Below are 26,538 nucleotides of genomic sequence, written 5' to 3' on the forward strand. Positions count from 1 at the left end.
CGGGCGCCGGCCGGCCAGGAGGCGTTTCCCGCCTCCGCCACCCACCGTCCGTTGATGGTGCGCACAGGTTGACGGCGCGCCGTTCCCGCAGACCGGTCCCGCGCCTCCAGACCGTAGAGTGACGCGCGTCATGCAGCCCAGTCCCGCGCAGCCCCGGTCCGCCCAGCCCCGCGTCACCGCGGTCCTCGTGACCGCGAACGGCGGCGAGCACCTCGACCGGACCCTGGACGCCCTCGTCGCCCAGACCCGGCACCCCGACAACCTGGTCGTCGTCGACGTCGGTTCCACCGACGGGTCGACGACCGAGCTCGCGCTGGGCGGATCCGCCGGGCTCGTGCGCCTGCCCGCCGGTCGCCCCTTCGGCGAGGCCGTCGCGGCGGGGGAGCGCGAAGCGCCGACCCCGGACGGCGACGACGGGACCGACGCAGCGCCCGACGAGTGGCTGTGGCTGCTCGGACACGACAACGCGCCGGCACCGACCGCACTCGCCGAGATGCTCTCCGCGGTCGAGATCGCGCCGTCCGTCGTGGTCGCCGGGCCGAAGCTCGTCGACACGGACGACCCGGCACGGATCCGTGCGTTCGGGGAGAGCACGACGCGCGCCGGTCGATCGCTGGCCCTCGTGCAGGACGAGCTCGACCAGGGCCAGCACGACCGGCACACCGACGTGATGGGTGTGTCCGCCGCCGGCATGCTCGTGCGCCGCTCGGTCTGGCGCGAACTGCGCGGCTTCGACCCGGCGCTGCCGGACGTCGACGCCGCACTCGACCTCTGCATCCGTGCGCGCCTCGCCGGACACCGTGTCGCCGTGGTGCCCGAGGCCCGCGTGACGAGTGCCGGACCGATCGAGGAGTTCGGCCGCAAGCGCGTCTCCGAGGGGCGGCGCGTGCGCCTGCACCGCCAGGCGCAACTGCACCGCCGACTGACGTACGCCCCCGCCGGGCTGCTCTGGTTGCACTGGCTGCTGCTCGTGCCGACCGCGCTCGTCCGGGCCGTCGGCCACCTCGTCGCGAAGCACCCCGCCGCGGTCTCCGCTGAACTCGCCGCCGCCCTCGCCGTGGCCTTCGGTGGCGGCGTCCGACGGGCGCGGGCGAACGCCGCGCGGACCCGTCGGGTCGGGTGGGCTGCCATCGAGCCCCTCCGTGTCAGCTGGCGCCGGGTGCACGAGCGACGGACCACCTCGCGCGACGTCGAACTCGCCCGGGTCGAGGACGCCCCGATCGCGCGGGCGTCGTTCCTCGGCGACGGCGGCGTGTGGGTCGTGCTCGCGGCGGCCGCGCTCAGCGTGGTGACGCTCTACCCGCTGCTCGGCACCCCCGCGGTCACGGGCGGTGGACTCCTGCCGCTCAGCACCTCGGTCGGGCGGCTGTGGCAGAACGTCGGCTACGGCTGGCACTCGGTCGGGACCGGCTCCACCGGCCCGAGCGACCCGTTCGCCGCCGTGCTCGCCGTGCTCGGCTCGATCACCGCCTGGTCGCCGTCGACCTCGGTCGTGGTCGTGCTCCTGCTCTCGTTCCCGCTCGCCGCGCTCGGCGCCTGGTTCGTGGTCCGCAAGGTCACCACCCGCACCTGGGTGCCCGTCGTCGGTGCCGCGCTCTACACGATCACCCCGACGCTCGTCGGCGCCGTCACGACCGGACACCTCGGGGCCGTCATCGCGCACGTGCTGCTCCCGTGGCTGCTGCTGGCGGTGCTCGAGGCGCACCGCTCGTGGGCGTGGGCGTCCGGCGCGTCGCTGCTCTTCGCGGTCGTCGCGGCCTCGGCGCCGTCGCTGCTGCCGGTCCTGCTGGTCGGGTGGGTCGTGTCCCTCGTCGTCGGCTGGCGGCGTGCGCACCGTCGGGTCTTCATCCCGGTCCCCGCCGCCGTGCTCTTCCTGCCGCTCGTCCTGGCGCAGGTCGCCCGCGGCAACCCGCTCGCCGTGTTCGCGGACCCGGGCGTCCCCTCCGCCACGCGCGCCCCCTCGGCGCTCCAGCTCGCGGTCGGGCAGCCGCTGCCGGACTGGAGCGGGTGGCTCCCGGCGACGACGCCCCTCGGGCTCGCGGCGTCGGTCCTGCCCGTCGCGATGGCCGTGCTCGCGCTGCCGGTCATCGTGCTCGCGGTCGGGGCGCTCCTCGGACACCGCTGGGCCGTCGCCGGTGCAGCGCTCGTCCTGGCGCTCCTCGGCTACGCGACGGCCTTCGGTGCGACCCACCTCACCGTCACCGGGGTCGGTTCGACCACGACGATCGTGTGGCCCGGCAGCGCCCTGTCCGTGACGGCGCTCGGCATCGTGCTCGCGGCGTCGATCGGCATCGACGTGCTGCCGCGGACCGCTCCGGTCACCGCACTCGTCGCGGCGGTGTTCGCCGGGGTCGCGGTCACCCCCGCCTTCGCCGCGTCCACCCTCGGTGACACGCTCCTGCAGCCGACCACCGGACGGGTCCTGAGCGCGTACGTGAACGCCGAGGCCCAGGCCAACCCGGACGTCGGCACGCTCGTGGTCGACCCGCAGACCGACGGCTCCCTCGCGGTGTCGCTCGAACGCGGCCAGGGCTCGACGCTCGACGACCAGACGACGCTCGACTCCACCGCGCTCCGCCTCAGCAGGTCGGGCGCGCAGCTGGCCACGCTCGCCGGGAACCTCGCCAGCCGCAGCGGGTACGACCCCGAACCCGCGCTCCGCGAGCTCGGCATCTCGTTCGTGCTGCTCGACGACGCACCGGACGCCGACGCGGCACAGCAGGTGCACGACCGTGCGGCCGGAGCGATCGGCCAGGACGCCCGGTTCACGAGCATCGGCGAGACCACCTCCGGCCGGCTCTTCCACTACGAGGGCGACGTCGACCGGGTGTCCACCGGTTCGGCCGCGACCCAGGCGACGCACGTGCTGTACCTGATCGTGCTCGGCGTGGTCTTCGGCGCAGCGGCCCTGCTCGCCGTCCCGACCGCACCGCGTCGCCGCCGTGCCACCTCGAACGTCATCGAGGCCGAGGAACCCGCCACCACCTTCGACGAGGAGCGCGACGAATGAACACCGAGCACCGGTCCGTCCGACGGTGGGTCGTCCGCGGGACCGCGACCGCGGTCGCCGTGGTCGTCGCCGCCGGCGCCGTGACGGCCGCGCACGCGATCGGCACCGAGAGCACCGCGCTCCGCCCGGCGGGTCGACTCGTCACGCCGGTGCCCGCCGACGCCGAGCGCGTGTGCGCCGGCAGCGCGCTGCGGCTCTCGGACGAGTCCGGGAACGACGCGACGACGGCCAGCACCGTCGGGTCGTCGGAGGTCGCGACCGGCACCACCGGCAGCACCGTCGATCGGTCGACCCTCGGCTCGTCGACCACCGGCGGCAGCAACCCCCAGCTCCTCACCGCGCCCGCCGGTGACAGCACGCCGCGAGTCGCCGGCAGCACCTCGCAGAGCGTGTCGTCGGGGGACCTCGTCGGCTTCGGCGCGGCGTCCTGCGACGACCCCGGCCAGTCGACCTGGCTGGTCGGCGGCTCCACCGAGACCGGCCGGACCAGCCTCATCACGCTGTCGAACCCGACGGACGTCAACGCCACCGTGGACCTCGACGTGTTCGACGCCTCCGGTACCGTGCAGGCGCCCGGGACCACCGGCATCGTGGTCGCACCGAACACGCAGAAGGTCGTGCCGCTGTCCGGTTTCGTCGCCGACCAAGGGTCGACGGTCGTGCACGTGACCTCGTCCGGCGGGCAGATCGTCGCGCACATGCAGGAGAGCATCGTGCGGACGCTGACCCCGGGCGGCTACGACGTCGTCTCCGGCGGCGCCGCGCCGGCGCGGACGCAGGTGATCCCCGCGGTCGTGCTGAGCGGCGCCGAGGAGGCGCAGCGCGGCGACGACACCGAGGACGCCACCCCGGTGCTCCGCCTGTTCGTCCCCGGCGACCGCGCTGCACGCGTCACCGTCGGCATCACGACGGCGGACGGCGGCGGGTCGACGGTGAACGCGACCGCTGAGCCCGGGGTCGTCACCGACGTCGCCCTCGACGACTTCCCGGACGGGCGGTACTCGCTCACGGTGACGTCGACGGAGCCGCTCGTCGCGGGGGCCCGCACCACGAAGCCGACCGACGACGGTCGGACCGACCTCGGCTGGTTCGCGTCCGCGGAGCCCCTCGGCGACCGTGTCGTGACCGCGGTCGCGCCCGGCGGCGGGTCGCGGATGACCCTCGTCAACCCGACGCGGTCGGACGCGACGGTGACGATCACCTCGGGGGACCGTGAGCAGGAGGTGGACGTCGCCTCGGGCAGCACGGCCACCGTGCAGGTCCCCGTGTCGACGCAGCTCGAGCTCACCGGCGCCGAGGGGCTCGTCGCGGGCGTCAGCTACGACGCGGACGACGGCATCGCCGGCTTCCCGGTTCGGCCGGCGACGGAGGTCTCGACCCCGGTGCGCGTCTACCCCTGACGCCGAGGCCCGTCGATCAGCGGTGGCGGTGCCCGTCCGGCGCGTCGTCCCTGTCGGTCACCAGTGGCGGTACCGGTCGGGCGCCAGGTCCCACGGGTCCTTGTCGATGAGCTCGCCGACCGCACGGAACACCGCGGTCTCGATGATCACGCGGCGGTCCGTGTCGTCCTTCTCCGGACTCCGGGTGACCCGCTCGACGGGGATCCGGAACAGCGTCACACGCCGGTCGTCGCGGTCGACCCGCCAGCGGGGGAGGCGGTCCGGCAGCGTCTGGTCGGTCGGCATGTCGGCCACCTGGAACACCACCCCGGCGAGCTCGTCCGGCCAGAGCCCCATCAGGTAGTGGGCGGTGTCGCCGACGATGCGGTCGAACGTCTCGGCGCGCGTGATGACGGGCGCGAGCTCCGGTCCGGTGACACTCGACCGGCCACCGCGTCCGTGCCGTGACCGACCACGGGCGCGGTCGACGGGGGTGACGGTGGGGTGCTTCCGACGCATCCCGCCATCGTACGCGGCGAGGGCGTGGCCGACCCCGGCGACGGCCCTCGGCAGGCCGTCGCGGTGGTCCGCCCGGTAGGGTCGGTGCCGGTATGGACGTACGGATCTGCAGCAAGGTCGCCTGTGGCGCGAGCGCCTCGGCGACCCTGACGTACGACTACGGCGACTCCATGGTCGTCGTCGGGCCCCTCTCCACCCGTGTCGAGCCGCACGGGTACGACCTCTGTGCCCGCCACGCGGCCCGCCTGCGCGTGCCCCGCGGCTGGGACGTCGTGCGGCGCGAACCGATCCGGCGGGACGCAGCGCCCGCCGACTGAAGCGGCGCACGGCGGTCCCGGTGGCCCGCGCCGCCGACCGACGGCCGCCGTGTGCGTCGGTTCCGGTGGGACGTGTCCCGGCCCCCCCGCCGGAGGTGAGCCGGTCCGTCCAGCGTCTCCCGGTGCGGCCTGGAGGCCCGCCCGACGTCCGTGACGTCGTCTGACGGTCCGCGCCTCCCGGCGTGCCAGACTGACGCCATGTCGACCGAGACCCGCACCGCCGCCCCGTTCCGCGTCGCCGACCTCGCCCTCGCCGAGGCGGGTCGCCACCAGATCCGCCTGGCCGAGAACGAGATGCCGGGCCTGATGGCCCTGCGTCAGGAGTTCGGGCCGTCGCAGCCGCTCGCCGGTGCGCGGATCGCCGGGTCCCTGCACATGACGGTCCAGACCGCGGTCCTCATCGAGACCCTCGTCGCCCTCGGCGCGCAGGTCCGTTGGGCGAGCTGCAACATCTTCTCCACGCAGGACGAGGCCGCCGCGGCGGTCGCTGTGGGGCCCACGGGGACCCCGGCGTCACCCGCGGGCGTCCCGGTGTTCGCGTGGAAGGGCGAGACGCTCGACGAGTACTGGTGGTGCACCGACCGCATCTTCGACTGGAGCGCCGAGGCCGCTGCAGCGGGGGAGTCGTGGACGGGGCCGAACCTCATCCTCGACGACGGCGGGGACGCGACGATGCTCCTGCACACCGGTGCGGACGCCGAGGCCACCGGACGTGCTCCGGAGCCGGGGGCCGACGCGAGCGCCGAGTGGCGGATCGTGCTCGCGACCGTCGCCGCGTCGCTCGAGCGCTCCACCGATCGCTGGACCCGCATCGCGGCCGAGGTGCAGGGCGTCACCGAGGAGACCACCACGGGCGTGCACCGGTTGTACGAGCTCGCTCGGAAGGGCCAGCTGCGCTTCCCGGCGATCAACGTCAACGACTCGGTGACGAAGTCCAAGTTCGACAACAAGTACGGCATCCGGCACTCGCTGCCCGACGGGCTCAACCGGGCCACCGACGTGCTCATCGGCGGCAAGGTCGCCTTCGTCGTGGGCTACGGGGACGTCGGCAAGGGCGCCGCCGAGGCGCTCCGCGGCCAGGGCGCCCGGGTCGTCGTGTCCGAGGTCGACCCGATCTGCGCACTGCAGGCGGCGATGGACGGCTACCAGGTCGCCCGGCTGGCGGACGTCGCCGGCGAGGTCGACATCGTGGTGACCTGCACCGGCAACCTCGGCGTCGTCGGGGTCGACGAGGTGCTCGCGCTGAAGCACCTGGCGGTCGTCGCGAACGTCGGACACTTCGACAACGAGATCGACATGGCGGGGCTCGAGGCGCTGCCGGGGGTCGAGAAGGTCGAGATCAAGCCGCAGGTGCACGAGTGGCGGCTGCCGAACGGCCGCTCGGTCCTGGTGCTGAGCGAGGGGCGGCTGATGAACCTCGGCAACGCGACGGGGCACCCCTCGTTCGTGATGAGCAACTCGTTCACGAACCAGGTCCTGGCGCAGATCGAACTGCACACGAGGCGCGAGGAGTACCCGACGGGGGTCTCCGTGCTGCCGAAGCACCTGGACGAGAAGGTCGCGCGCCTGCACCTGGACGCCCTCGGGGTCCGGCTCACCGAGCTCCGGCCGGAGCAGGCCGCCTACATCGGTGTGCCCGTCGAGGGCCCCTACAAGCCGGACCACTACCGGTACTGACCGCGCCGGCACCGCGCTGCTGCTCGGCTCCCGTCGCCGCGCGGGGCGGCGCCAGCGCCTCAGCGCGGGAAGCCCGGCGGCCTCGCCCCGGCGACGGCCGCTGCACCGTCGAGCAGTGCTGCCCGCGCCCGCAGTGCCCGCACGTCGCGCTCCCGCCGCACGGCGACGACGCCCGCGAGGAACACCTCGGGGTGGACGTCCGGCACCGGTGAGGCGTGCTCCGCGACCGCCGCCGCGAGCATCCGCGCGGCGGTCTCGCGCGCTTCCGGCCGCAGGTCGCCGGCCGACCGGAAGAAGGCCCCGAGGCGGTCCTCGAGCCGCTGCGGCAGCGCCGACACGTCCGCCACCGCTGCCCACGGCACGAGTTCGACCGGCAGCAGGACCTCGACGTCACGCCGACGTGCGCCGCGTTCGTGCTGCACGAAGGTGCCGGCGAGCAGGTCGCCGAGGCGTCTGGGGCGCGAGCCGAACAGCGCCACGACGAACGCGACGGAGCCCAGGGTGGACCAGAGCTCGAGCAGCCCGACCAGTGCGCGGGTGAAGGCGTGCCGGAACCCGATCGCGCCCCCGTCGACCCGCACCACCCGGGTCCCGGCGGCGTACCGTCCGACGCTCTTGCCCCGCGTGACGGTCTCGACCCCGGCCGGGACGAGCACGAGCACCGTCACCGCGGCCCCGATGCCGAGGGGCAGCAGCCACACGGTGTCGGCGCCGGGCGGCCACACCCTCGCGAGCCCGAACAGCAGCATGGCGAGCAGCGCCACGAGGCAGACCCCGTCGAGCAGCGCCGCCGCGAGTCGCAGCACGATGCCGGCCGGCTGCACGTCGAGCGCGACGGCCTCGCCGACGACGAGCTCGTCGGCGGTCTCGTCGAGCGTCCCGCCGAAGCGGGCGTCGGACAGGTCGCGTGGCACGCGCGTCTTCCCCATGGGATCATTCTCTCGTGAGCGGGTCCCCTCGGGGGCCCGGTGTGTGCGATCGGGGGAGGCACGTGGACCTGGAGGCCTACAGCGCGGTGCACGGCGACCGCTGGGACGAGGTCGACCGGCTCGCCCGCGCCCGACACGGGTCGGGCGCGGACGCGGACCGGCTGGTCAGCGGCTACCAGGAGGTCGCGACCGACCTCGCGCGGGTCCGCGGCGTCGCGCCCGGCTCCGCGGTGGGGGACCGCCTGTCCCGCACCGTGTTCCGCGCACGACTGCGCTTCACGGGCACGCCGGTCGACCCCCTGACCGCCGTCACGACGTTCTTCGCGCGGCACCTCCCGGCGGCGCTGTACCGCATCCGCTGGGTCACGGTCTGGGTCGCGGCGGCAACGGTCGCGATCACGGCGATCGTGGCCGTGTGGATCGCGTCGACCCCGGGAGCGGTCACGACGTTCGGCACGCCGGAGGCCCTGCGGCAGTACGCGACGGAGGACTTCCAGGCGTACTACTCCGACCACGGCCTGGGGGCGTTCACCGCGCAGGTGTGGTCGAACAACGCCTTCATCGCGGCACGCATGGTGGCCTTCGGCATCACGGGGCTCTACGTCCCGGTGTCGATCGTGCAGAACGCGGTGAGCCTCGGCGTCTCCGCGGCGATCATGCACTCGCAGGGGCGGCTCGGCGACTTCTTCCTCTGGATCGCTCCGCACGGTCAGCTCGAGCTGTACTCGGTCTTCCTCGCCGGTGCCGCCGGCCTGATGATCTGCTGGTCGTGGATCGCCCCCGGTGCGCGCACGCGGGCGCAGGCCCTGGCGGAGGACGGTCGAGCCCTCCTCACGGTCGCGGTCGGTCTCGCGCTCACCCTGCTCCTCTCCGGGCTGGTCGAGGGCGTGGTGACCCGCCAGGACTGGCCGTGGCCGGTGAAGATCGGGATCGGCACGGTCGCACTGGCCGCGGTGCTCTGGTACCAGTGGGTGCTCGGCGGCCGTGCGTTCCGCGCGGGTGAGCGCGGTGACGTCGAGGAGTTCGAGCGCGGCGCGACGGCGCTCACCGCGGGCTGAGCCGAGGGCTGCGCCGTGGGTCGTGCGCCCGCCGCCCGCGGCTCAGAGCCGGCCGGCCGCCTTCGCGCGGATGTACGCGTCGGCGACGGCCGGTGGCACGGTCCCGGGCCCACCGCGCACGACCTCGGCGCCGGCCCGGCGTGCGACGTCCCCGACGCCGTCCGCGTCGAGCAGGGTCCGTTCCGCGGCCGCTCGTCGGTAGACGTCGCGCTCGGCACCGGACCCGGCCAGGAGGCGCGACATCCGTCCGTCCCGCTGCTCCGGTGTCCCGTGACCGGCTTCGGCGACCCCGCTCGCCATCCGCTCGACGGCCGGGTCCGCGATGCTCGTGACGACGACGGCGTGCCGTCGCGCGAGCCGGGGGAGCACCGCGAGCAGGTCGGCCGAGGCGCCGACGGAGTCCAGGCTCGACAGGAGCACGACGAACGAACGTGAGGTCGTCACGGCGTCGACGGCTGCCGGGACCGCCGACCAGGCCGTCGCCGCGAGGCCCGGCTCGGCGAGTGCGAGCCGTTCGCCGAAGCGTCGCACCACGTCGGTCCGCGTCGCACCGTGGACCCGGTCGCGGACGGTGTCGTCGAGCACGACCAGCTCGACCCGGTCGCCGGCAGCCGTCGCGAGCGCGCCGAGCAGCAGCGCGGACTCGATGAACGTGTCGAGCCGCGGCTCGTCGTCGACGCGTCCGGCGCCGGCACGACCGGCATCGACGACGATGACGACGCGGCGGTCACGCTCCGGTCGCCACGTCCGGACGACCAGGTCCTGCCGCCGGGCGGTCGCGCGCCAGTCGATCGACCGCACGTCGTCGCCGCGCACGTAGTCGCGCAGGGAGTCGAACTCCGTCCCGTGACCCCGCAGTTGCAGGGTGGTCTCACCGTCGAGTTCGCGGAGCCGGGCGAGCCGGGAGGGCAGGTGCCGACGCGATCGGAAGGGCGGCGTGACCACCAGCGAACCGGGCGCGTCCAGGACGGCCTGCCGGGCGGCGAGGCCGAGCGGGCCGAAGGACCGGACGGCGACCCCGGCGCTGGTGCGACGGCCGCGACGGAAGGGCGTGAAGCGCACCCGGGCGGTCCGGCGTTCCCCGGCGGGCACCGTCGAGCGGATCCGGTGCGGCCCGTGGCCGGCGGAGGGCTCCCACATGTCCCGGACGACCGCGCGCAGCGGCCGACGTCCGTCGTTCGCCAGGACGAGCGTGCCGTCGGCGGTGCTGCCGCGTCGGACCAGCTGCGGCATCCGTCGCTCGACGCGGACCGAGCCCGGATCGGCGGCGAGCAGGACGTCGAGCCCGGCGGCGAGCACCACGACGGCCGCCCACGCCACGCCGCCCCAGGCGCTGCCGAGCAGCACCGTGGGGACGATCGCGACCGCCAGGAGCGCGACGAAGCGACCGGAGACGGCCACTAGAAGGGCACCCGGACCTGCTCGACGACCTGCTGCAGCACCCCGTCCGCCCCGACGCCCTCGAGCTCGGCGTCCGCGGCCACGCGCAGCCGGTGCCGCCAGACCGGCAGGAGCATCGCCTGCACGTGGTCCGGCGTGATCGCGTCGTAGCCGGTGAGCCACGCCCACGCCTTCGCGGCGGCGAGGAGCGCCGTCGCACCGCGGGGGCTCACGCCGATGCGGACGGATGGCGCCTGCCGGGTGGCGCGGGCGAGGTCGACCACGTACGCCAGGACGTCGTCGCGCGCCCCCACAGCGCGGACGGCCCGCTGCGCCGCGAGGACCTCGTCGACGCCGAGCACCGGCCGGACTCCGGCGGACCGGACGTCCCGCGGGACGAAGCCGTCCGCGTGCCGACGGAGCACCTGCCACTCGACGTCCCGGGGCGGCACGTCGAGCGTGAGCTTCATCAGGAAGCGGTCGAGCTGCGCCTCCGGCAGCGTGTAGGTCCCCTCGAACTCGATGGGGTTCATCGTCGCGGCGACGAAGAACGGGTCGGGCAGCGGCCGCGCGGCGCCGTCCACGCTGACCTGGCGTTCCTCCATCGCCTCGAGCAGTGCGGACTGCGTCTTCGGCGGCGTGCGGTTCACCTCGTCGGCGAGCAGCACGTTCGTGAAGACCGGGCCCTCGCGGAACGGGAAGGTGCCGGTCGACGCGTCGAACACGAGCGAGCCCGTGACGTCCCCGGGCATCAGGTCCGGGGTGAACTGGATGCGCTTCGTGTCGAGCGACATGGCCGCTGCGAGGCTGCGCACCAGCAGCGTCTTCGCGACGCCGGGGACGCCCTCGAGCAGGACGTGGCCCTGCGCGAGGATGCCGACGATCATCCCGGACACGGCGCCCTCCTGGCCGACGACGGCCTTGCCCACCTCGGCGCGGAGCCGGCCGAAGGCGTCCCGGAGCGCGTCGGTGCCGCCGGTCGGGCGTGCCGTGGCGTCCGGTTCCGTGGCGGGCCGCGTCCTGGTGGTGGACGCAGCGTCGGTCCGGGTCGTGCCGTTCGGTTCCTGGGCGGGTGACGGATCGGTCACGGTCGTGCTCCTCGTCGGTTGCGGTGGGGCGTTCGGGGGGTGGAGGTCTGCGGGACGGGGGCGCCGGTCGCCGCGCGGACGGCACGCTCGAGCTCGTCGAGGGCCGCTGCGCCGTCGCGGAGCGCACGGTCGTCGGTCGTCGGGCCGCCCACCAGGACGGCGCCGACGGCGGGGTCGGGACGACCGGTCGCGCGGGCCGCGGCACGGACGACCTCGTCGACGTGCGCACCGCGGGGGAACCCGAGGCGGTGCCCGACCCGTCGGAGCGCTGCGAGCCGCAGGGTGTCCAGCGCGTGCGTGCGGTCCCGGGTCCTGGCGTAGAGGCGTGCGCGCCCCTCGGTGGTCTCGGAGGCGCGGACGACCACGGGCATCCGTTCCACGACGAGCGGCCCGAGCCGGCGACCGCGCCAGACACCGGCCGCGACCGCGACGAGGCCGAGCAGCAGCAGGGCGCCGGGCACCCACGACGGTGCGAGCGAGCCGATCGTCGGCGCGGCGTCGGCCGACGTCCGGGTCGGCGTGTACCAGACGAGCCGGTCACCGGAACCGAGCAGGTCGAGTGCGAAGGCGGCGTTGCCCGCGGTCGTGATCGTGTCGTTCCGCAGCGCCCCCGTCGTGCCGACCAGGGTGACGTCGCCGCCGGGCGTGGCGGTCCGGACGATGCCGGCGACGCGGTCGTCCCCGCTGCCGGTCGTGGCGCAGAGGTCGGTGCCGGACGGGACGGGGCCGTCCGACGGCGGGCGGTAGCCCTGGCCGCTCGTGGTGATGCGCTCGGCGGCGGCGACGGCCGGGACGGCGCACCCGGTGGTCGCGACGGTGTCGTCCCCGAGCACGGGGCCGGCGGCGACCACGTCGAGGCCCAGGGCGTCGAGTACGGCCTGGTCCGTGGTGACCAGGACGACGTGCTCGGCCGAGCGACCGAGTCGGCGGGCGACCCCGGCGTCGAGGGCGCCGGCGGAGTCGTCGACCAGGAGCGTCGCACCGCGGAGTGCGTCGCCGTCGAGGCCGTCCACGCGGTCGACCACGTCGACCCGGGTGCCCTGCTGCTCGAGCACCCGGACGAGCGCCCGGGCACCGCTCGCCGTCGTCGAGGCCGGGTCGAGCGGCTCGCGGGACGGGTCGGTGGAGGACTGCACGGCCGCGGTGAGCCCGGCGAGCAGCAGGCCGACGAGCACGATGACGACCCAGAAGGCGACACGACCGAGCCTGCCCGGGGCGCGGACGACGCGGATCGCGGTCGCGGCGGCGCTCACGTCGACACCGCCGGTGCGACCGCGGGTCGGGCACCGCGGACCGTCGCCTCGGTGTCGATGACCGAGCGTGCCGTGGCCTCGTCGGCCTCGGTGCCGAGGTACCGGACGTCGTCGAAGGCGCGCGCTGCCCGGTCGATCCGGTCCGCGTGGTCGGGGAACCACGGTGCCGCGCGGCCGGCGACGGCCCGTGCCGTGGCGCCGGGGACCTCGCGCACGAGGTCGCGTTCGGCGAGTCCGCGCGCGACGGCGCGGTACCCGTCGAGGACCGCGGCGGACCAGTCGCCCGCGCGCAGGGCGGAGCGGGCGGCGTCGCCGAGCTCGCGGGCGGACCGGACGTCGTCGGCGTCGAAGACGCTCCCGTCGTCGGACCGCGCGGTGCGGGCCCGGCGACGGGGGAGACCGCGGGCGACGACCACGAGCACGACGACCGCCACGAGCACGACGACCGCGATCCAGAGCACGGACTGCCCGAGGACGGGGGAGTCCAGCCCGCCGCCCGGGCGGAAGGACCCGAGCCACTCGAGCACGTGGCGCGAGGCCCGGTCCCACCAGGTCGCGCGCGCACCGTCGTAGTCGGCTCGCTCGAGCTCGCGTTCGAGCAGTCGACGTGCCTCGTCCGGACCGAGCGTCACGAGCCGCCCGGCCACGGTTGCCCCGGCCACTGCTGCGACGGCTGCTGTGGGCCGGGCCACTGCTGCGTGGGCTGCTGCGGGCCGGGCCACTGCTGCGTCGACGGCTGACCCGGCCAGGGCTGTCCGGGGCCCTGCTGTCCGGGCCCCTGCTGACCGGGCCACGGCGGGCGGGCGACGGCGGGCGCCGGTGCGAACGGGTCCGACGGCTCCCCGGTGTCCAGGTGCGCGGCGATCCGCTGGTCGAGCGCCTCGGTGCGGATGCGGCGGTCGAGGGCGAGGAAGGTCAGGACCGAGGCGCTGAGCACGTCGGTGACGCACTGCACGGCGATGGACAGCAGCGCACCGAGCACGATCGCCACGACGGCCCCGACGCCCACACCGGCGGCCGCGCCCGTCTGACCGAGCGGGTCGAAGGCGCCGATGGCCAGGACCGTGCCGAACGTGAGCGGGATCGACGCGATCGACCCCGCGATCCCGAATGCGACCTGGACGAGCAGGACGATGCCGAAGGTGCGCCAGAACGCCCCGCGGGTGAGTCGCCACGACTGCGCCGCTGCCGAGAAGACGCCCCGGCCCTCGAGGGCGATCGTGGGGACGGTGAACGCGAACCTCGTCGCCAGCCAGGCGACCACGACGAGTGCGCCGAGGGCGAGCAGGAAGAACGCGCCGATGAAGCCGCCGATGCCGGAGCGACCCGCGACCAGACCGGCCGCGATGCCGACCACGAGTCCGCCGAACACCGCGCCGAGGACCAGGCCCGCGGCGAGCTGCAGCAGGATCCACGCGAGGACCGGCCACCGCCGACCGGCGAGGAGCGCCCAGAGGCCGCGGAAGCTCGCGCGGCGCCCGAGCACGCGCTGCCCGGTGTCCGCCGCGACCGGCGCGACGAGGAAGGCCCGGCCCAGGTAGGCCAGGAAGGGCAGCCCGACCGAGAGCACGAGGAAGAGGGTCACGGACCCGGCGACGACGTCCCCCGCGCCGCTCCCGCCGGCCTCGACCGCCGACGACCTGCGCGCCTGCAGCGACTGCTGCCCGAAGGTGCTCGCCAGCGTCGCGAGGAGCCCGAGCACACCGCTGAGCAGCAGGCTCCAGAGGAGCAGGACGCGCGGGTTCCGCCGGAACACCGTGAACGCCCCCGCGAGCACGTCGCCCAGGCCGAGCGGACGGAGCGGGACGACCGGGCGCTGCGCCGGCGGTCGCTGCGGACCGGGACCGGGACGCCCGGGGCCGGCGTGCTGCTGCCAGCCCTGCTGGGCCGGCCACGGCTGCTGCCCCGACCACCCGGCGGACGACGGCTGCCCTGCGGGGTGGGACGGGCCTCCCGTCCGGTCCTCGCCCCCACCGGATCCCGGAACCTGCCAGTCGGCCATCGCCGCCCCCTCGTCGTGCTCGTGTCGCGCAGCGGAACGCACGACCGTGCACCCATACTGTCGCAAGATCCCGGTGCGACGGGTGCTCGGCTATCGTGACTGTGGGTGCCGGCTCTCGGCACCGCCGCCCGTCCCACGGAGTCCATGCACATGACACCGCGCATCCTCGTCGTCGACGACGACCAGGCCCTCGCCGAGATGATCGGCATCGTCCTCCGTTCCGAGGGGTACGACCCGGAGTTCAGCGCCGACGGCAACGACGCCGTCGAGACGTTCCACAGCACGAAGCCCGACCTCGTGCTGCTCGACGTCATGCTGCCGGGGATCGACGGCATCGAGGTCTGCAAGCGGATCCGCGCGGACAGCGGCACCCCGATCATCATGCTGACGGCGAAGGGCGACACCGCCGACGTCGTCGCCGGCCTCGAGAACGGTGCCGACGACTACGTCGTCAAGCCGTTCAACCCGAAGGAGCTCGTCGCGCGCATCAAGACGCGGCTGCGGCCGACGGCGGGGGACGCGTCGGTGCTGCACGCGGGCGACCTGACCGTCGACGTCGCCGCGCACGAGGTCCGTCGCGGCGACACGGTGATCGCGCTCACCCCGCTCGAGTTCGACCTGCTCCGCGCGCTCGCCGAGAAGCCGAACCAGGTCTTCACCCGCGAGATGCTCCTCGACCAGGTCTGGGGCTACCACTACAAGGCGGACACCCGGCTCGTGAACGTCCACGTGCAGCGGCTCCGCGCGAAGATCGAGCACGACCCGGACAACCCGAAGATCGTCACCACCGTCCGCGGTGTCGGCTACCGGGCCGGAGGAGCCTGAGCACCGTGCCGTCGGCGTCGTCCGGTACCGCGGGGGGCGGGGGCGCACCGCGGGCCGGCCGCGGGTTCCCCGGTCGCGCCGCCCGTGTGCGGCGTCGGCTCCGCCGCTGGCTCCGTCGCGGGTGGTACGCGGTCGCCTGGCTGTGGCGCCGGTCGCTCATGGTGCGCAGCGTCGCGATCACCGTCGCGACGACCGGCCTCGCGGTCGCAGTCATCGGCACCGCGGTCATGATCAGCATCTCGAACAACGTCTACGCGCAGCGCCGCGACCAGATCGAGTCCGAGTCGGCCCGGGCGACGATCGTCGCGCAGGGCATCTTCGACGCGGCGACCGCGGCCGAGGACAACAACCAGACCGAGCTGGAGACCCTGCAGAGCGAGGCGCAGCAGGCGATCCTCTCGAACACGACGAGCCCGGGCGGCACGAGCATCGCCATCGAGCGGACGCCCGGCCAGTCGACGCCCCAGACCCTGCAGAACCTCGCGAGCCAGGGCTTCCCGGACGCCGTGATCACCGACGCCCTGCGCCGCGAGGTCGGGAAGGACACCGGGCGACTGAGCCTGCAGCCCGTGCAGCTCGACGACGGCGGCCGCCGCGAGCCGGGCCTGGCCGTCGGGTCCGTCCTGCAGGTCCCGAGCGCCGGACAGTACGAGCTCTACATCGTGTACGACCTGTCCGACGCGCAGCAGACCCTCGACTTCGTGTCACAGACGCTGTCGGTCGGCGGCGTCGCACTCATCGTCCTCATCGCGCTCGTCACCTCGCTCGTGGTGCGGCTCGTCGTCGTGCCGATCCGCGGTGCCGCCGAGACGAGTCGCAAGATCGCCGCCGGCCGGCTCGACGAGCGCATCCCGGTCCGGGGTCACGACGACATCGCGATCCTCGCGCGCAGCTTCAACGACATGGCCGACGCGGTCAGCCGGCAGATCACCCAGCTCGCCGAGCTCTCCCGCGTGCAGCAGCGCTTCGTGTCCGACGTCTCCCACGAGCTCCGCACGCCGTTGACCACGATCCGGCTCGCGGGCGACATGCTCTACGACTCGCGGCACGCCTTCGAGCCGTCGGTGAGCCGGTCCGCCGAGCTCCTGCACGCACAGGTCGAGCGCTTCGAGCTGCTGCTGGCCGACCTGCTCGAGATCTCCCGCTACGACGCCCAGGCGGTGCAGCTCGACACCGAACCCGTCGTGCCCGCCGCGCTCGCCGCCGACATCGTCGAGGAGTTCCGCCCGCTCGCCGACCGTGCCGGCGTCGACCTGCAGCTCGTCACCCCCGGCGGCCACACCACGATGCAGCTCGACGCGAAGCGCATCCGGCGGATCCTGCGGAACCTGGTCGGCAACGCGGTCGAGCACGGCGACGCGAAGCCCGTCCAGGTCGTCGTCGACAGCGACTCCCGGTCCGTGGCGATCGCGGTCCGTGACCAGGGCGTCGGGATGCCACCGGAGGACGCAGCGCGGGTGTTCGACCGCTTCTGGCGCGCCGACCCGAGCCGCAAGCGCACCATCGGCGGCACCGGCCTCGGTCTCGCGATCTCCCTCGGGGACGCGAACCTGCACGGCGGTCGGATCGACGTGTGGTCGCGCCCCGGCGAGGGCTCGACGTTCGTGCTGACCCTGCCGCGTGGCGAGTCGCTCGGCACCGCGACCTCCGCCATCCCGCTGCCCGAACTCGACGAGACCTACGACGGCCCCCGCGCCGTTCGGGGGGAGGACTGATGCGCGCACGACTCCGGACCCTGGTGGTGGTGACGCTCGCGGCGCTCTCCGTGGTCGCCCTCTCGGCGTGCGCGGCGATCCCGACGGGTGGCGGCGTGCGTACCGGGCAGTCGGTGAAGGACGAGGCGATCTCCGGCTTCGAGCTCCGCCCGGACCGACCGGTCGCCGGCATGGACCAGACCGCGATCCTGCGCGGCTTCGTCGCCGCCGGCACCGGCGCGCAGGACGACTACGGCACCGCCCGCGAGTTCCTCGCCACGGGGTTCGCCGAGAAGTGGAACCCGCGCCGCGGCGTCACCGTCCTGCAGGGCAGCGGCGCGATCGAGCGGGTCGCCGACCGCGAGCTCACCTACACGCTGACCGCCAGTGCGACCGTCGACGCCGACGGCGAGTACACCCAGGCGGTCCGGCCGACGACGTCGACCCTGACGTTCCAGTTCGTCCGCGAGGGCGGGGAGTGGCGGATCGCCTACGCCCCGGACGGGATCATCCTCACGCCCGTGAGCTTCGAGTCGCAGTTCCAGCAGCACGCGCTGTACTTCTTCGATCCGACGTACCGCTACCTCGTACCCGACGAACGGTGGTTCCTCGCCCGGTCGTCCACGAGCACCCGCATCGCCAGCGCGCTGCTGGCCGGGCCGTCCGACTGGCTCAAGGGCGCCGTCGTGTCGGCCTTCCCGGAGGGGACGCAGCTCTCGCTCAACGCGGTCACGATCGAGAACGGCTCCGCGCTCGTCGACCTGTCGCGCGACGCCCTCGGTTCGAGCGGCGAGGACAAGGCGCGCATGCGCGAGCAGCTGACCCGCTCGCTCGCGTCGGTCGCCTCGGTGTCGTCCGTCTCGATCACCATCGAGGGGGCGACCTTCGCCGAGCCGGAGCAGCAGGACGCGACGGCGCGTCTCAACCCCGACGTCGACCCGCGACCGCTCGTCGACCGCGACGACGAGGTCGGGTACGCGACGGGCAACGGTCGGATCGCGGCCCTCGGCGGCGACGCGAGCACGACGATCGCCTCCCTCGACCCGGAGTCGTTCTCGCTCTCCACGTCCGGCACGGTCGCCGCGGTGGGCAACGCCAGCGGCGTGGTCGTGGTGCGCGGTCGGGACGCACTGCGCATCGACGCGACCGACGGACTGGTCCCGCCGACGCTCGACGACCTCGGCTTCGTCTGGGTCGGCAGCGGTGACGACACGAGCCGGGTGACGGCGTACGGGCTGGGTGGCGACCCGCACGAGGTCGCCACGACGCTGCCACGCGGTCGGCTCGTCTCGTTCCAGATCTCCCGCGACTCCACACGGGCGCTCGCCCTCATCGAGACGGGCGACGGGCCCGCCCTGTACGTGATGGCGATCGTCCGCGGCAGCGACCGCACGCCGACGGGCCTCGGCTCGCCGGTGCGCGTGCAGGCGACCACGGGTGACGCCGTCGGTGCGGCCTGGGTGAACGACAGCGACGTCGTGTCGGTCGGGCAGACGGAGGCCGGCCCCGAGGTCGTCCGGTCGACGGTCGGCGGCCAGTCGACGACGTTGCCGAAGCCGGACGGGACGGCGACCTCGGTGGCGGGCGGCAGCGGCGGATCGGTCCTGCTGCGCATGTCGGACGGCACGGTCCTGCAGTCCACCGGCGGCCGCTGGGACACCACGGGGGTCGCCGCGGACGTGCTCGGTACCCAGCGCTGACGCGGCACGCGTCGCCCCTGCGGCGCGCCCCTGCGCGGGCCGCAGGGTCGTCCCTGCACCGACGGCGCGGTCGTCCCTGCACGCGCGGCGCGGCCGTTCCTGCACGCGCGGCGCGGCCGGGAGGCCCGTCCACCGTCCGCCGCGACGGCCCACCTCGGTGGTGTGCCGGGCGTCACGATCACCCCGTGTCCACGACCGACCCGCGCCGCCGGCGCACCCGCGCTGCCGGCGCCCCTCCCACCGCCCCTGCCACCGCACCGTCCGCCTGGTCGGACGCCGTCGCCGCGGTGCTCGGACTCGTGCTCCCCGTGGCCTGCGTCGGGTGCGGTGCGCCGGACCGCGCGGTCTGCCGGCCCTGCCGTGACGCACTCGACGCCGAGCCGCAGCGACGCCGGCTGGTCGCGGGTGTCCGACTCGACGCGGCCTTCGCCTACCGGGACACCGTGCGGGCCCTCGTCCTCGACCTGAAGCTCCGTGGCCGGACGGACCTCGTGCCGGTGCTCGCGCCACGGTTCGGCGCGCTCGTCGACGGGGCCCTGGCCGACGTCCCGGGAGCGCTGCTCGTCCGTGTGCCGCCGTCGCGTGCCGGGACGCGGCGGCGCGGGTTCGACCCGGTCGTGCTGCTGCTCCGCCGCGCGGGTGCTGCGCGTGGGCGGGCCCGTCGCGCGCCGCGCAAGGCGCTCCGGCGCGTCCGGGGGCGGGTCCTCGCGGACCGGCCCGGCTCCCGCGCCACGAAGCGCGTCGTGCACGGCCAGAAGGAGCGGACGGCACTCGAACGGGTCGAGGCGACGGTGGGCACGCTCCGTGCGGCGCACGTCGCGGGCCGGGACGTCGTGGTGGTCGACGACGTGGTCACGACCGGCGTCACCATGGCCGAGGCGGTCCGCGCGGTCCGTGCGGCCGGGGGGCGCGTGGTGCGGTGCGTCGCGCTCGCCGAGGTCGAGGAGTGACCGCTCGGGCAGCACCAGGACGGGTCGTGCACCGGCCCCGTGGGTGCGGCGCTGGTCGGCCGGGTGGACGCCGGGTGGACGCCCGGCGACGCCTGAGCGTCCGGTGGGTGTCCTGCGCGACCCGCCGGTGGGTGGTGACGCCGCTCGGGCCGGGGGTCTAGCCTCGCGGCAAGGCGTTCGGGATCGCCGGATGGAGGCGACGCGCCGAAGTACGGATGGGAGCCGCCACATGGACGTGACGATCACGGGCCGGAACGTCGGGGTCACCGACCGATTCCGCACCTACGTGGAACAGAAGTCCGAGAAGATCGACGTGCTCGCCGACCGCGCCCTCGCCTTCGAGGTGCGCCTCAGCCGCCACAACGAGAAGGCCGGCGGCGCCCAGGGTGAGGACCGCGTCGAACTCACCCTGATCGGCCCGGGGCCCCTCGTGCGGGCCGAGTCCGCCGCCTCGGACAAGTACGCGGCGTTCGACCTCGCCTTCGCCCGCATCACCGAGCGCCTGCGTCGGGCACGTGACCGCCGCAAGGTGCACCGTGGTCGCCACCGCCCGACCTCCGTGGCCGAGGCCGCCGGCACCGGGTTCGAGCGCATGGGTGTGACGCCGGCCGACGGACGGCTCATCGAGACCGTCGCGACCGGTGCCGTCCCCGTGGTCGAGGAGTCGCACGACGAGGACGTCGAGGCGTACTCGCCCGTGGTCATCCGGCAGAAGGTCTTCACCGAGGCCCCGATGACCCTCGACGACGCGCTCTACCGCATGGAGCTGGTCGGGCACGACTTCTACCTCTTCGTCGACGCCGAGACCCGGCGTCCGAGCGTCGTCTACCGCCGCAAGGGCTGGGACTACGGCGTGATCGGCATCGACGACGGGAGCGCGGACGCCAGCACCGCCGACGCCGACGCCGTCGGGTCAGCGGCCGTCGCGTAGCGCACCGTCGCCGACCAGCGGGTGCGTGCGGTCCTCGTCGGACCGTGCGCACCCGCTGCCCTCGTCGGCGGTCCCTGCTCGGTGCACCGCCCGTCTCCCAGCGCAGCGCTCCGGCGGGTTGCTAGCATGACTGGCTGTTCGGATCGCGCAGGTCGCGCGCGACGACCCCGTAAGGAGCTCACGTGGCAAACGTGCTGGAGAAGGTCCTCCGCATCGGCGAAGGACGGACCCTCCGACGGCTGAAGGCGTACGCCTCGGCCATCAACGACCTCGAGGACGACTTCGCGAGCCTCACCGACGAGGAGCTCCAGGACGAGACGAAGGAGCTCCGCGAGCGGTACGCCAACGGGGAGTCCCTGGACGACCTCCTGCCGGAGGCGTTCGCCGCCGTGCGCGAGGCAGCCAAGCGCACCCTCGGCATGCGGCACTTCGACGTGCAGCTCATGGGCGGCGCGGCCCTGCACCTCGGCAACATCGCCGAGATGAAGACCGGTGAGGGCAAGACCCTCGTCGCGACGACCGCCGCCTACCTCAACGCGATCCCGTCGCGCGGCGTGCACGTCATCACGGTCAACGACTTCCTCGCGTCGTACCAGTCCGAGATCATGGGTCGCGTCTTCCGTGCGCTCGGCATGACCACCGGCTGCATCATCGCGAACCAGTCGCCGGCCGAGCGCCGCGAGCAGTACGCGGCCGACATCACCTACGGCACGAACAACGAGTTCGGCTTCGACTACCTGCGCGACAACATGGCGTGGCAGGCCTCCGACATGGTGCAGCGCGGCCACTACTTCGCGATCGTGGACGAGGTCGACTCGATCCTCATCGACGAGGCCCGCACGCCGCTCATCATCTCGGGGCCGTCCTCGGGCGAGGCGAACCGCTGGTTCACCGAGTTCGCGTCGATCGCCACCCGCCTGATCCCGGGCGAGGACTACGAGGTCGACGAGAAGAAGCGCACTGTGGGCGTGCTCGAGCCCGGCATCGAGAAGGTCGAGGACTACCTCGGCATCGACAACCTCTACGAGTCGGCGAACACCCCGCTCATCTCCTTCCTGAACAACTCGATCAAGGCCGTCGCCCTGTTCAAGAAGGACAAGGACTACGTCGTGATGAACGGTGAGGTGCTCATCGTCGACGAGCACACCGGTCGCATCCTCATGGGCCGGCGCTACAACGAGGGCATCCACCAGGCGATCGAGGCGAAGGAGGGCGTCGAGGTCAAGGCCGAGAACCAGACCCTCGCGACCGTCACGCTGCAGAACTACTTCCGCCTGTACCAGAAGCTCTCCGGCATGACCGGTACCGCCGAGACCGAAGCGGCAGAGTTCATGTCGACCTACAAGCTCGGCGTCGTCCCCATCCCGACGAACAAGCCGATGCAGCGCATCGACCAGACCGACCTCGTCTACAAGAACGAGAAGGCGAAGTTCGAGCAGGTCGCCGTCGACATCGCCGAGCGCCACGAGAAGGGCCAGCCGGTCCTCGTGGGCACCACGAGCGTCGAGAAGTCCGAGTACCTGTCGAAGCTCCTCGCGAAGAAGGGCGTCAAGCACGAGGTCCTCAACGCGAAGAACCACGCCCGCGAGGCCGCGATCGTCGCGCAGGCCGGTCGACTCGGCGCCGTCACGGTCGCCACGAACATGGCCGGCCGCGGTACCGACATCATGCTCGGCGGCAACTCCGAGTTCCTCGCCGTGCAGGAGATGCACGCCAAGGGCCTGTCCCCGACGGAGACGCCGGAGGAGTACGAGGCCGCCTGGGACGACGTCTTCGCCCGTGTCAAGGCCGAGATCAAGGAAGAGGCCGACAAGGTCCGCGACGCCGGCGGTCTGTACGTCCTCGGTACGGAGCGCCACGAGTCGCGCCGCATCGACAACCAGCTCCGAGGTCGTTCCGGTCGTCAGGGCGACCCGGGCGAGAGCCGCTTCTACCTGTCGCTGACCGACGACCTGATGCGCCTGTTCAACTCCGGTGCGGCCGAGAGCCTGATGGGCCGCTCGAACGTGCCGGACGACATGGCGATCGAGAACAAGCTGGTCAGCAGGGCGATCCGGTCCGCCCAGGCGCAGGTCGAGGGCCGCAACGCGGAGATCCGCAAGAACGTCCTGAAGTACGACGACGTCCTGAACCGCCAGCGCGAGGCGATCTACAGCGACCGCCGTCACATCCTCGAGGGTGACGACATCAACGACCGTGCGCAGTCGTTCCTCAAGGCCGTGATCGACGACGTCATCGACACGCACACCGGCGAGGGCTCCCCGGACGACTGGGACCTCGACGCGATGTGGACCGAGCTCGGCACGCTGTACCCGATCTCGATCTCCATCGACGAGGTCATCACCGAGGCCGGTTCGAAGGGCAAGGCGACGCGCGAGTTCCTGGCACGCGAGATCCTGTCCGACGCCAAGCTCGCGTACCAGCAGCGTGAGGAGCTCCTCGGTGACGAGGCCATGCGCGAGCTCGAGCGCCGCGTCGTCCTCTCCGTGATCGACCGTCGTTGGCGTGACCACCTGTACGAGATGGACTACCTCAAGGACGGCATCGGCCTCCGCGCGATGGCACAGCGCGACCCGCTGGTCGAGTACCAGCGCGAGGGCTACGCGCTCTTCCAGAGCATGATGGGCCAGATCCGCGAGGAGTCGGTCGGGTACCTGTTCAACCTCGAGGTCCAGGTGCAGTCGGACGGCGACAACGCGGTCATCGAGGCGAAGGGGCTCGGGGAGTCCGAGGCCACCGGCCTCGAGTACTCGGCGCCGTCGATCGACGGCGAGGTCGAGGTGCGCGACGAGCGCGGACGCCTGGAGCAGGCCGCCACCGCTCGCGCGCAGCGCGCGCAGGCCGAGGCCGAGGCAGAGGCCGCCGGTCCGGAGCACGGGTCGGCGTTCGGCAACGCGGCGACCGCCTCCGGACAGGCTGCCGCGGGGAACCGCGCGGAGCGTCGTCAGGCCGCCAAGAAGGGCTGACGCTCCACGACGACGGACGGGAGGCGCGGTGCCGGACGGCACCGCGCCTCCCGTCCGTCGTGTCCCCGGTGCGGGATCAGAGCACCCCGATCGCGGTCGCTCGCCAGCGCCCCTGCCGCAGCTCGAGCCGGAGCGCGACGGCACGCGCGTGGCTGCGCGTGTGCACCACCACGGCTGCCTCCGCGACGCCGGGCGCCGGTTCGCAGACCCGGACGCTCCCGACCTGCAGGATCGGGCGGGCGCGGGACCGTCTCCCGATCGACCGCGCCCGAGCGCCGAGGGCGGCACGCTGCAGCAGGTGCCGCTGCACGTCCTCGGTGATCCAGCGCGCGATGCTGTCGACCTCGCGCCCACCGGTCAGGACCTCGACGACGCACAGCCCGAGCGCCCGCGCCGTGTCGGCGACGTCCGGTGTCGCCGTCGTGGTCGTGGTCTCGGACGACGTCCCGGCCTCGGCGCAGTCCGCGACGTCGGGGTGGTCCCCGCTCGCCGCCACGAGCTCCCGGTGCTCGGATTGGCTCCTCGGTGTCCTGCCGGTCACCGGGGCGAGCGTCCGCGGTACCGGTCCGCTCTGGTCGTCCGCCGTGATCGGACGCGCTTCTCCTGCCGCCATGTCCCCTCCGCTTCCGAGCGTACGGACAAATTGCGCATGTGAAATACCGATGTCGTCGTGCTTGTGGAGGGGCGTCGTTCTCCACAGACGGGCGCACCTAGACTTGCCGGGTGTCGACCCTCAGTGATCTCGTCCTCGCACAAGGCCGGTCCTCGGAAGCGGACGTGGAGTGGCTCCACCTGCTCGTGGGGGACTGGCAGCTCCTCGCCGACCTCTCCTTCGCGGACATGGTGCTGTGGGTGCCGACGGCCGTGGACGGCTCGTTCATGGCCGTGGCGCACGCGCGTCCGAGCTCGGCGGCGACCCTGTTCTACCGCGACATCGTCGGGCAGGAGATGCGTGAGGAGTGGCGCGACCAGGTCACCCAGTGCTTCGCGAGTGCGACGGTCGTCGACTCGGCCGAACCCGACTGGTACGAGGACACGCCGACCCGGGTCCGTGCGATCCCCGTGCTCCGCCGGCTGACGACGAACAGCACCGAGACGACCGACCGTCCGATCGCCGTGGTCACCCGGCACTCGAACCAGGACGAGATGCGGACGCCGAGCCGCCAGGAGCTGAACTTCACCGCGAGCGCGAACGACCTGTTCGGCATGATCGCGACCGGTGACTTCCCGGACCTCGGGGCGCCGGCTGGTCCGCGCCGCGGTGCGCCCCGCGCGAGCGACGGTCTGCTCCGCCTCGACACGAACGGCACCGTGACCTTCGCGAGCCCGAACGGCCTGAGCGCGTTCAACCGCATGGGCTTCGAGGGGGAGCTCGAGCGGAAGTCCCTCGCCGAGGTGACCACCGAGCTCATCGGCGCGAAGCTCGACGTGGACGAGTCCCTCCCGCTCGTCGTGACCGGTCGTGCGCCGTGGCGCGCCGACGTCGAGGCGAAGGGCGTGACGGTGTCGCTCCGGTCGATCCCGCTGCGTGACCACGGGGAGCGCATCGGTGCCATCGTGCTCTGCCGCGACGTCACCGAGCTGCGGCACCAGGAGCGTGAGCTCATCACCAAGGACGCGACGATCCGCGAGATCCACCACCGGGTGAAGAACAACCTGCAGACGGTCGCGTCGCTGCTGCGGATCCAGGCCCGACGGACCCACTCGGACGAGGCCCGCACGTCGCTGCAGAACGCGATGCGCCGCGTCGCCGCGATCGCCGTCGTGCACGACACCCTGTCGACCGGTCTCAGCCAGAACGTCGACTTCGACGAGGTGTTCGACTCGGTGCTCAAGCTCGTGACCGAGGTCGCCGCATCGCACAACACCACCGTCCGCCCGAAGAAGACCGGTGAGTTCGGCGTGCTGCCCTCCGAAGCCGCGACGCCCCTCGCGCTCGGGCTCACCGAGCTCGTCACCAACGCCGTGGAGCACGGGCTCGACGGGCGCGATGGCGAGGTCGAGATCGTCGCGAACCGCGCCGACGACCACCTCGACATCGAGGTCCGTGACAACGGTGTGGGCCTGCCCGAGGGCAAGGTCGGCTCGGGTCTCGGCACGCAGATCGTCCGCACGCTCATCCAGGGCGAGCTCGGCGGCACGATCGACTGGCACACGCTCACCGGCAGCGGGACCGAGGTCACGATCACGATCCCGTTCCGCTGGCTGACGGCCGCCGGCGCCGCCTAGCCCGACGCGTCGCGGGCGTGTTCGTGTGGCGTCCGTTGCCCGTGCACAACCGGAAGCACCTCGCGCCGCGGGCTTCCGTGGTGCGAGGTGCTTCCGGTTGTGCGGCCGTCCCACGGCGAACGCGGGCGACGGCGGCCGTCACACGGCGACGGCGGGCGACCGCGGGCGGCACCGCACGCCTGCGACGCCCGCGCGCACGACGACGCCCGTCGCTCCCGGGGGAGGGACGGGCGTCGTCGTGTCAGGAGCGCTGCGTCAGGAGGCGCGGCGGGCGCGGGCAGCGCGGCGCTTCAGCGCACGACGCTCGTCCTCGCTCAGGCCGCCCCAGACACCGGAGTCCTGGTTGTTCTCGAGGGCGTACTGCAGGCACATCTCGGTCACGGTGCACCGCGCGCACACCGACTTCGCCTTCTCGATCTGGTCGACGGCCGGTCCGGTGTTCCCAACGGGGAAGAAGAGCTCGGGGTCCGCGGTGAGGCAGGCTGCCTGGTCACGCCAGTCCATGTGTGGTGCTCCTTGATGTCGATGCTCGAACGGCAGGCCGGGGCCGCGGCTCGGGGATCGGAACGCTGGCATGCACAGGGCACGAGGGGAACCTGTGGGGGAGGCTTCCGCTGGGAGCGAGTCTGAC

21 protein-coding genes are annotated in these 26,538 nt (G+C 73.6%); 12 read left to right on the plus strand and 9 right to left on the minus strand.

Annotation, left to right across the window (positions count from 1 at the left end; translation table 11 throughout):
• Positions 1-130 precede the first annotated feature (130 nt).
• Positions 131-3,010: a glycosyltransferase family 2 protein gene (locus tag J2X59_RS02235; protein WP_326495542.1), complete on the plus strand. Its 2,880-nt coding sequence runs from the start codon at positions 131-133 to the stop codon at positions 3,008-3,010.
• Positions 3,007-4,410 carry a DUF5719 family protein gene (locus tag J2X59_RS02240; RefSeq protein ID WP_326495543.1) on the plus strand — a complete coding sequence of 468 codons (1,404 nt, stop codon included), beginning with the start codon at positions 3,007-3,009 and terminating at the stop codon, positions 4,408-4,410. The genes J2X59_RS02235 and J2X59_RS02240 overlap by 4 nt, the downstream gene beginning before the upstream one ends.
• Positions 4,411-4,467: 57 nt before the next feature.
• Here J2X59_RS02240 and J2X59_RS02245 read toward each other — a convergent pair whose 3' ends face one another.
• The gene (locus tag J2X59_RS02245; RefSeq protein ID WP_326495544.1) at positions 4,468-4,908 is read right to left on the minus strand and encodes a hypothetical protein; all 441 of its coding nucleotides are present in this window, start codon (positions 4,906-4,908) and stop codon (positions 4,468-4,470) included.
• A gap of 92 nt (positions 4,909-5,000) precedes the next feature.
• Here J2X59_RS02245 and J2X59_RS02250 point away from each other — a divergent pair, with 92 nt between their 5' ends.
• Together J2X59_RS02250 and ahcY are read left to right on the plus strand one after the other, a co-directional pair.
• Positions 5,001-5,225 carry a DUF3499 family protein gene (locus tag J2X59_RS02250; protein WP_066654995.1) on the plus strand — a complete coding sequence of 75 codons (225 nt, stop codon included), beginning with the start codon at positions 5,001-5,003 and terminating at the stop codon, positions 5,223-5,225.
• Positions 5,226-5,423: 198 nt separating this feature from the next.
• Positions 5,424-6,902, plus strand: coding sequence for an adenosylhomocysteinase (gene ahcY / locus J2X59_RS02255; RefSeq protein WP_326495545.1), 1,479 nt, complete (start codon positions 5,424-5,426; stop codon positions 6,900-6,902).
• Positions 6,903-6,961: 59 nt separating this feature from the next.
• On the opposite strand, the gene J2X59_RS02260 is transcribed toward ahcY, so the two are convergent.
• The gene (locus J2X59_RS02260; protein WP_326495546.1) at positions 6,962-7,831 is read right to left on the minus strand and encodes an RDD family protein; all 870 of its coding nucleotides are present in this window, start codon (positions 7,829-7,831) and stop codon (positions 6,962-6,964) included.
• Between the two features lie 62 nt (positions 7,832-7,893).
• Between J2X59_RS02260 and J2X59_RS02265 the strand changes: the two genes are divergently transcribed.
• Positions 7,894-8,889, plus strand: coding sequence for a stage II sporulation protein M (locus J2X59_RS02265; protein ID WP_066654991.1), 996 nt, complete (start codon positions 7,894-7,896; stop codon positions 8,887-8,889).
• A 42-nt stretch (positions 8,890-8,931) separates the two neighbouring features.
• Here the strand turns inward: J2X59_RS02265 and J2X59_RS02270 are convergent, their stop codons facing one another.
• The 5 genes from J2X59_RS02270 to J2X59_RS02290 are packed head-to-tail and all read right to left on the minus strand — an operon-like array spanning position 8,932 to position 14,612.
• Complete coding sequence (locus J2X59_RS02270; RefSeq protein WP_326495547.1) at positions 8,932-10,290, minus strand: DUF58 domain-containing protein; 1,359 nt, start codon at positions 10,288-10,290, stop codon at positions 8,932-8,934.
• Positions 10,290-11,357 carry an AAA family ATPase gene (locus tag J2X59_RS02275; protein WP_374109591.1) on the minus strand — a complete coding sequence of 356 codons (1,068 nt, stop codon included), beginning with the start codon at positions 11,355-11,357 and terminating at the stop codon, positions 10,290-10,292. The genes J2X59_RS02270 and J2X59_RS02275 overlap by 1 nt, the downstream gene beginning before the upstream one ends.
• Entirely contained in the window at positions 11,354-12,610 is a 1,257-nt protein-coding gene (locus tag J2X59_RS02280) for a DUF4350 domain-containing protein (RefSeq protein ID WP_326495548.1), read from the minus strand. The genes J2X59_RS02275 and J2X59_RS02280 overlap by 4 nt, the downstream gene beginning before the upstream one ends.
• Positions 12,607-13,272, minus strand: coding sequence for a DUF4129 domain-containing protein (locus J2X59_RS02285; RefSeq protein ID WP_066654974.1), 666 nt, complete (start codon positions 13,270-13,272; stop codon positions 12,607-12,609). The genes J2X59_RS02280 and J2X59_RS02285 overlap by 4 nt, the downstream gene beginning before the upstream one ends.
• On the minus strand, positions 13,239-14,612 hold the full coding sequence (locus tag J2X59_RS02290; protein WP_326495549.1) for a glycerophosphoryl diester phosphodiesterase membrane domain-containing protein: 1,374 nt from the start codon (positions 14,610-14,612) through the stop codon (positions 13,239-13,241). The genes J2X59_RS02285 and J2X59_RS02290 overlap by 34 nt, the downstream gene beginning before the upstream one ends.
• A 150-nt stretch (positions 14,613-14,762) precedes the next feature.
• On the opposite strand from J2X59_RS02290, the gene mtrA reads away from it, so the two are divergent.
• From mtrA to secA, 6 genes are all read left to right on the plus strand, one after another.
• Complete coding sequence (gene mtrA, locus J2X59_RS02295; protein ID WP_066658387.1) at positions 14,763-15,437, plus strand: MtrAB system response regulator MtrA; 675 nt, start codon at positions 14,763-14,765, stop codon at positions 15,435-15,437.
• Positions 15,438-15,442: 5 nt separating this feature from the next.
• The gene (mtrB, locus tag J2X59_RS02300) at positions 15,443-17,152 is read left to right on the plus strand and encodes an MtrAB system histidine kinase MtrB (protein WP_326495550.1); all 1,710 of its coding nucleotides are present in this window, start codon (positions 15,443-15,445) and stop codon (positions 17,150-17,152) included.
• Entirely contained in the window at positions 17,152-18,831 is a 1,680-nt protein-coding gene (locus J2X59_RS02305) for an LpqB family beta-propeller domain-containing protein (protein ID WP_326495551.1), read from the plus strand. Before mtrB ends, J2X59_RS02305 begins: the two co-directional genes overlap by 1 nt.
• A 185-nt stretch (positions 18,832-19,016) precedes the next feature.
• The gene (locus tag J2X59_RS02310) at positions 19,017-19,781 is read left to right on the plus strand and encodes a phosphoribosyltransferase family protein (RefSeq protein ID WP_326495552.1); all 765 of its coding nucleotides are present in this window, start codon (positions 19,017-19,019) and stop codon (positions 19,779-19,781) included.
• 229 nt (positions 19,782-20,010) lie between these two features.
• On the plus strand, positions 20,011-20,712 hold the full coding sequence (gene hpf, locus J2X59_RS02315; protein ID WP_326495553.1) for a ribosome hibernation-promoting factor, HPF/YfiA family: 702 nt from the start codon (positions 20,011-20,013) through the stop codon (positions 20,710-20,712).
• 182 nt (positions 20,713-20,894) lie between these two features.
• The gene (gene secA / locus J2X59_RS02320; RefSeq protein ID WP_326495554.1) at positions 20,895-23,678 is read left to right on the plus strand and encodes a preprotein translocase subunit SecA; all 2,784 of its coding nucleotides are present in this window, start codon (positions 20,895-20,897) and stop codon (positions 23,676-23,678) included.
• A 76-nt stretch (positions 23,679-23,754) separates the two neighbouring features.
• Here the strand turns inward: secA and J2X59_RS02325 are convergent, their stop codons facing one another.
• A complete protein-coding gene (locus J2X59_RS02325) occupies positions 23,755-24,291 on the minus strand; it encodes an Rv3235 family protein (protein ID WP_326495555.1) in 537 nt (178 codons plus the stop codon).
• Positions 24,292-24,401: 110 nt separating this feature from the next.
• Here J2X59_RS02325 and J2X59_RS02330 point away from each other — a divergent pair, with 110 nt between their 5' ends.
• Positions 24,402-25,907: a sensor histidine kinase gene (locus J2X59_RS02330; protein ID WP_326495556.1), complete on the plus strand. Its 1,506-nt coding sequence runs from the start codon at positions 24,402-24,404 to the stop codon at positions 25,905-25,907.
• 255 nt (positions 25,908-26,162) lie between these two features.
• Here the strand turns inward: J2X59_RS02330 and J2X59_RS02335 are convergent, their stop codons facing one another.
• Positions 26,163-26,411 carry a WhiB family transcriptional regulator gene (locus tag J2X59_RS02335; RefSeq protein ID WP_022904217.1) on the minus strand — a complete coding sequence of 83 codons (249 nt, stop codon included), beginning with the start codon at positions 26,409-26,411 and terminating at the stop codon, positions 26,163-26,165.
• Between the last annotated feature and the right edge of the window lie 127 nt (positions 26,412-26,538).

The organism is Curtobacterium sp. 260, assembly GCF_030803485.1.
Taxonomy (GTDB): domain Bacteria; phylum Actinomycetota; class Actinomycetes; order Actinomycetales; family Microbacteriaceae; genus Curtobacterium.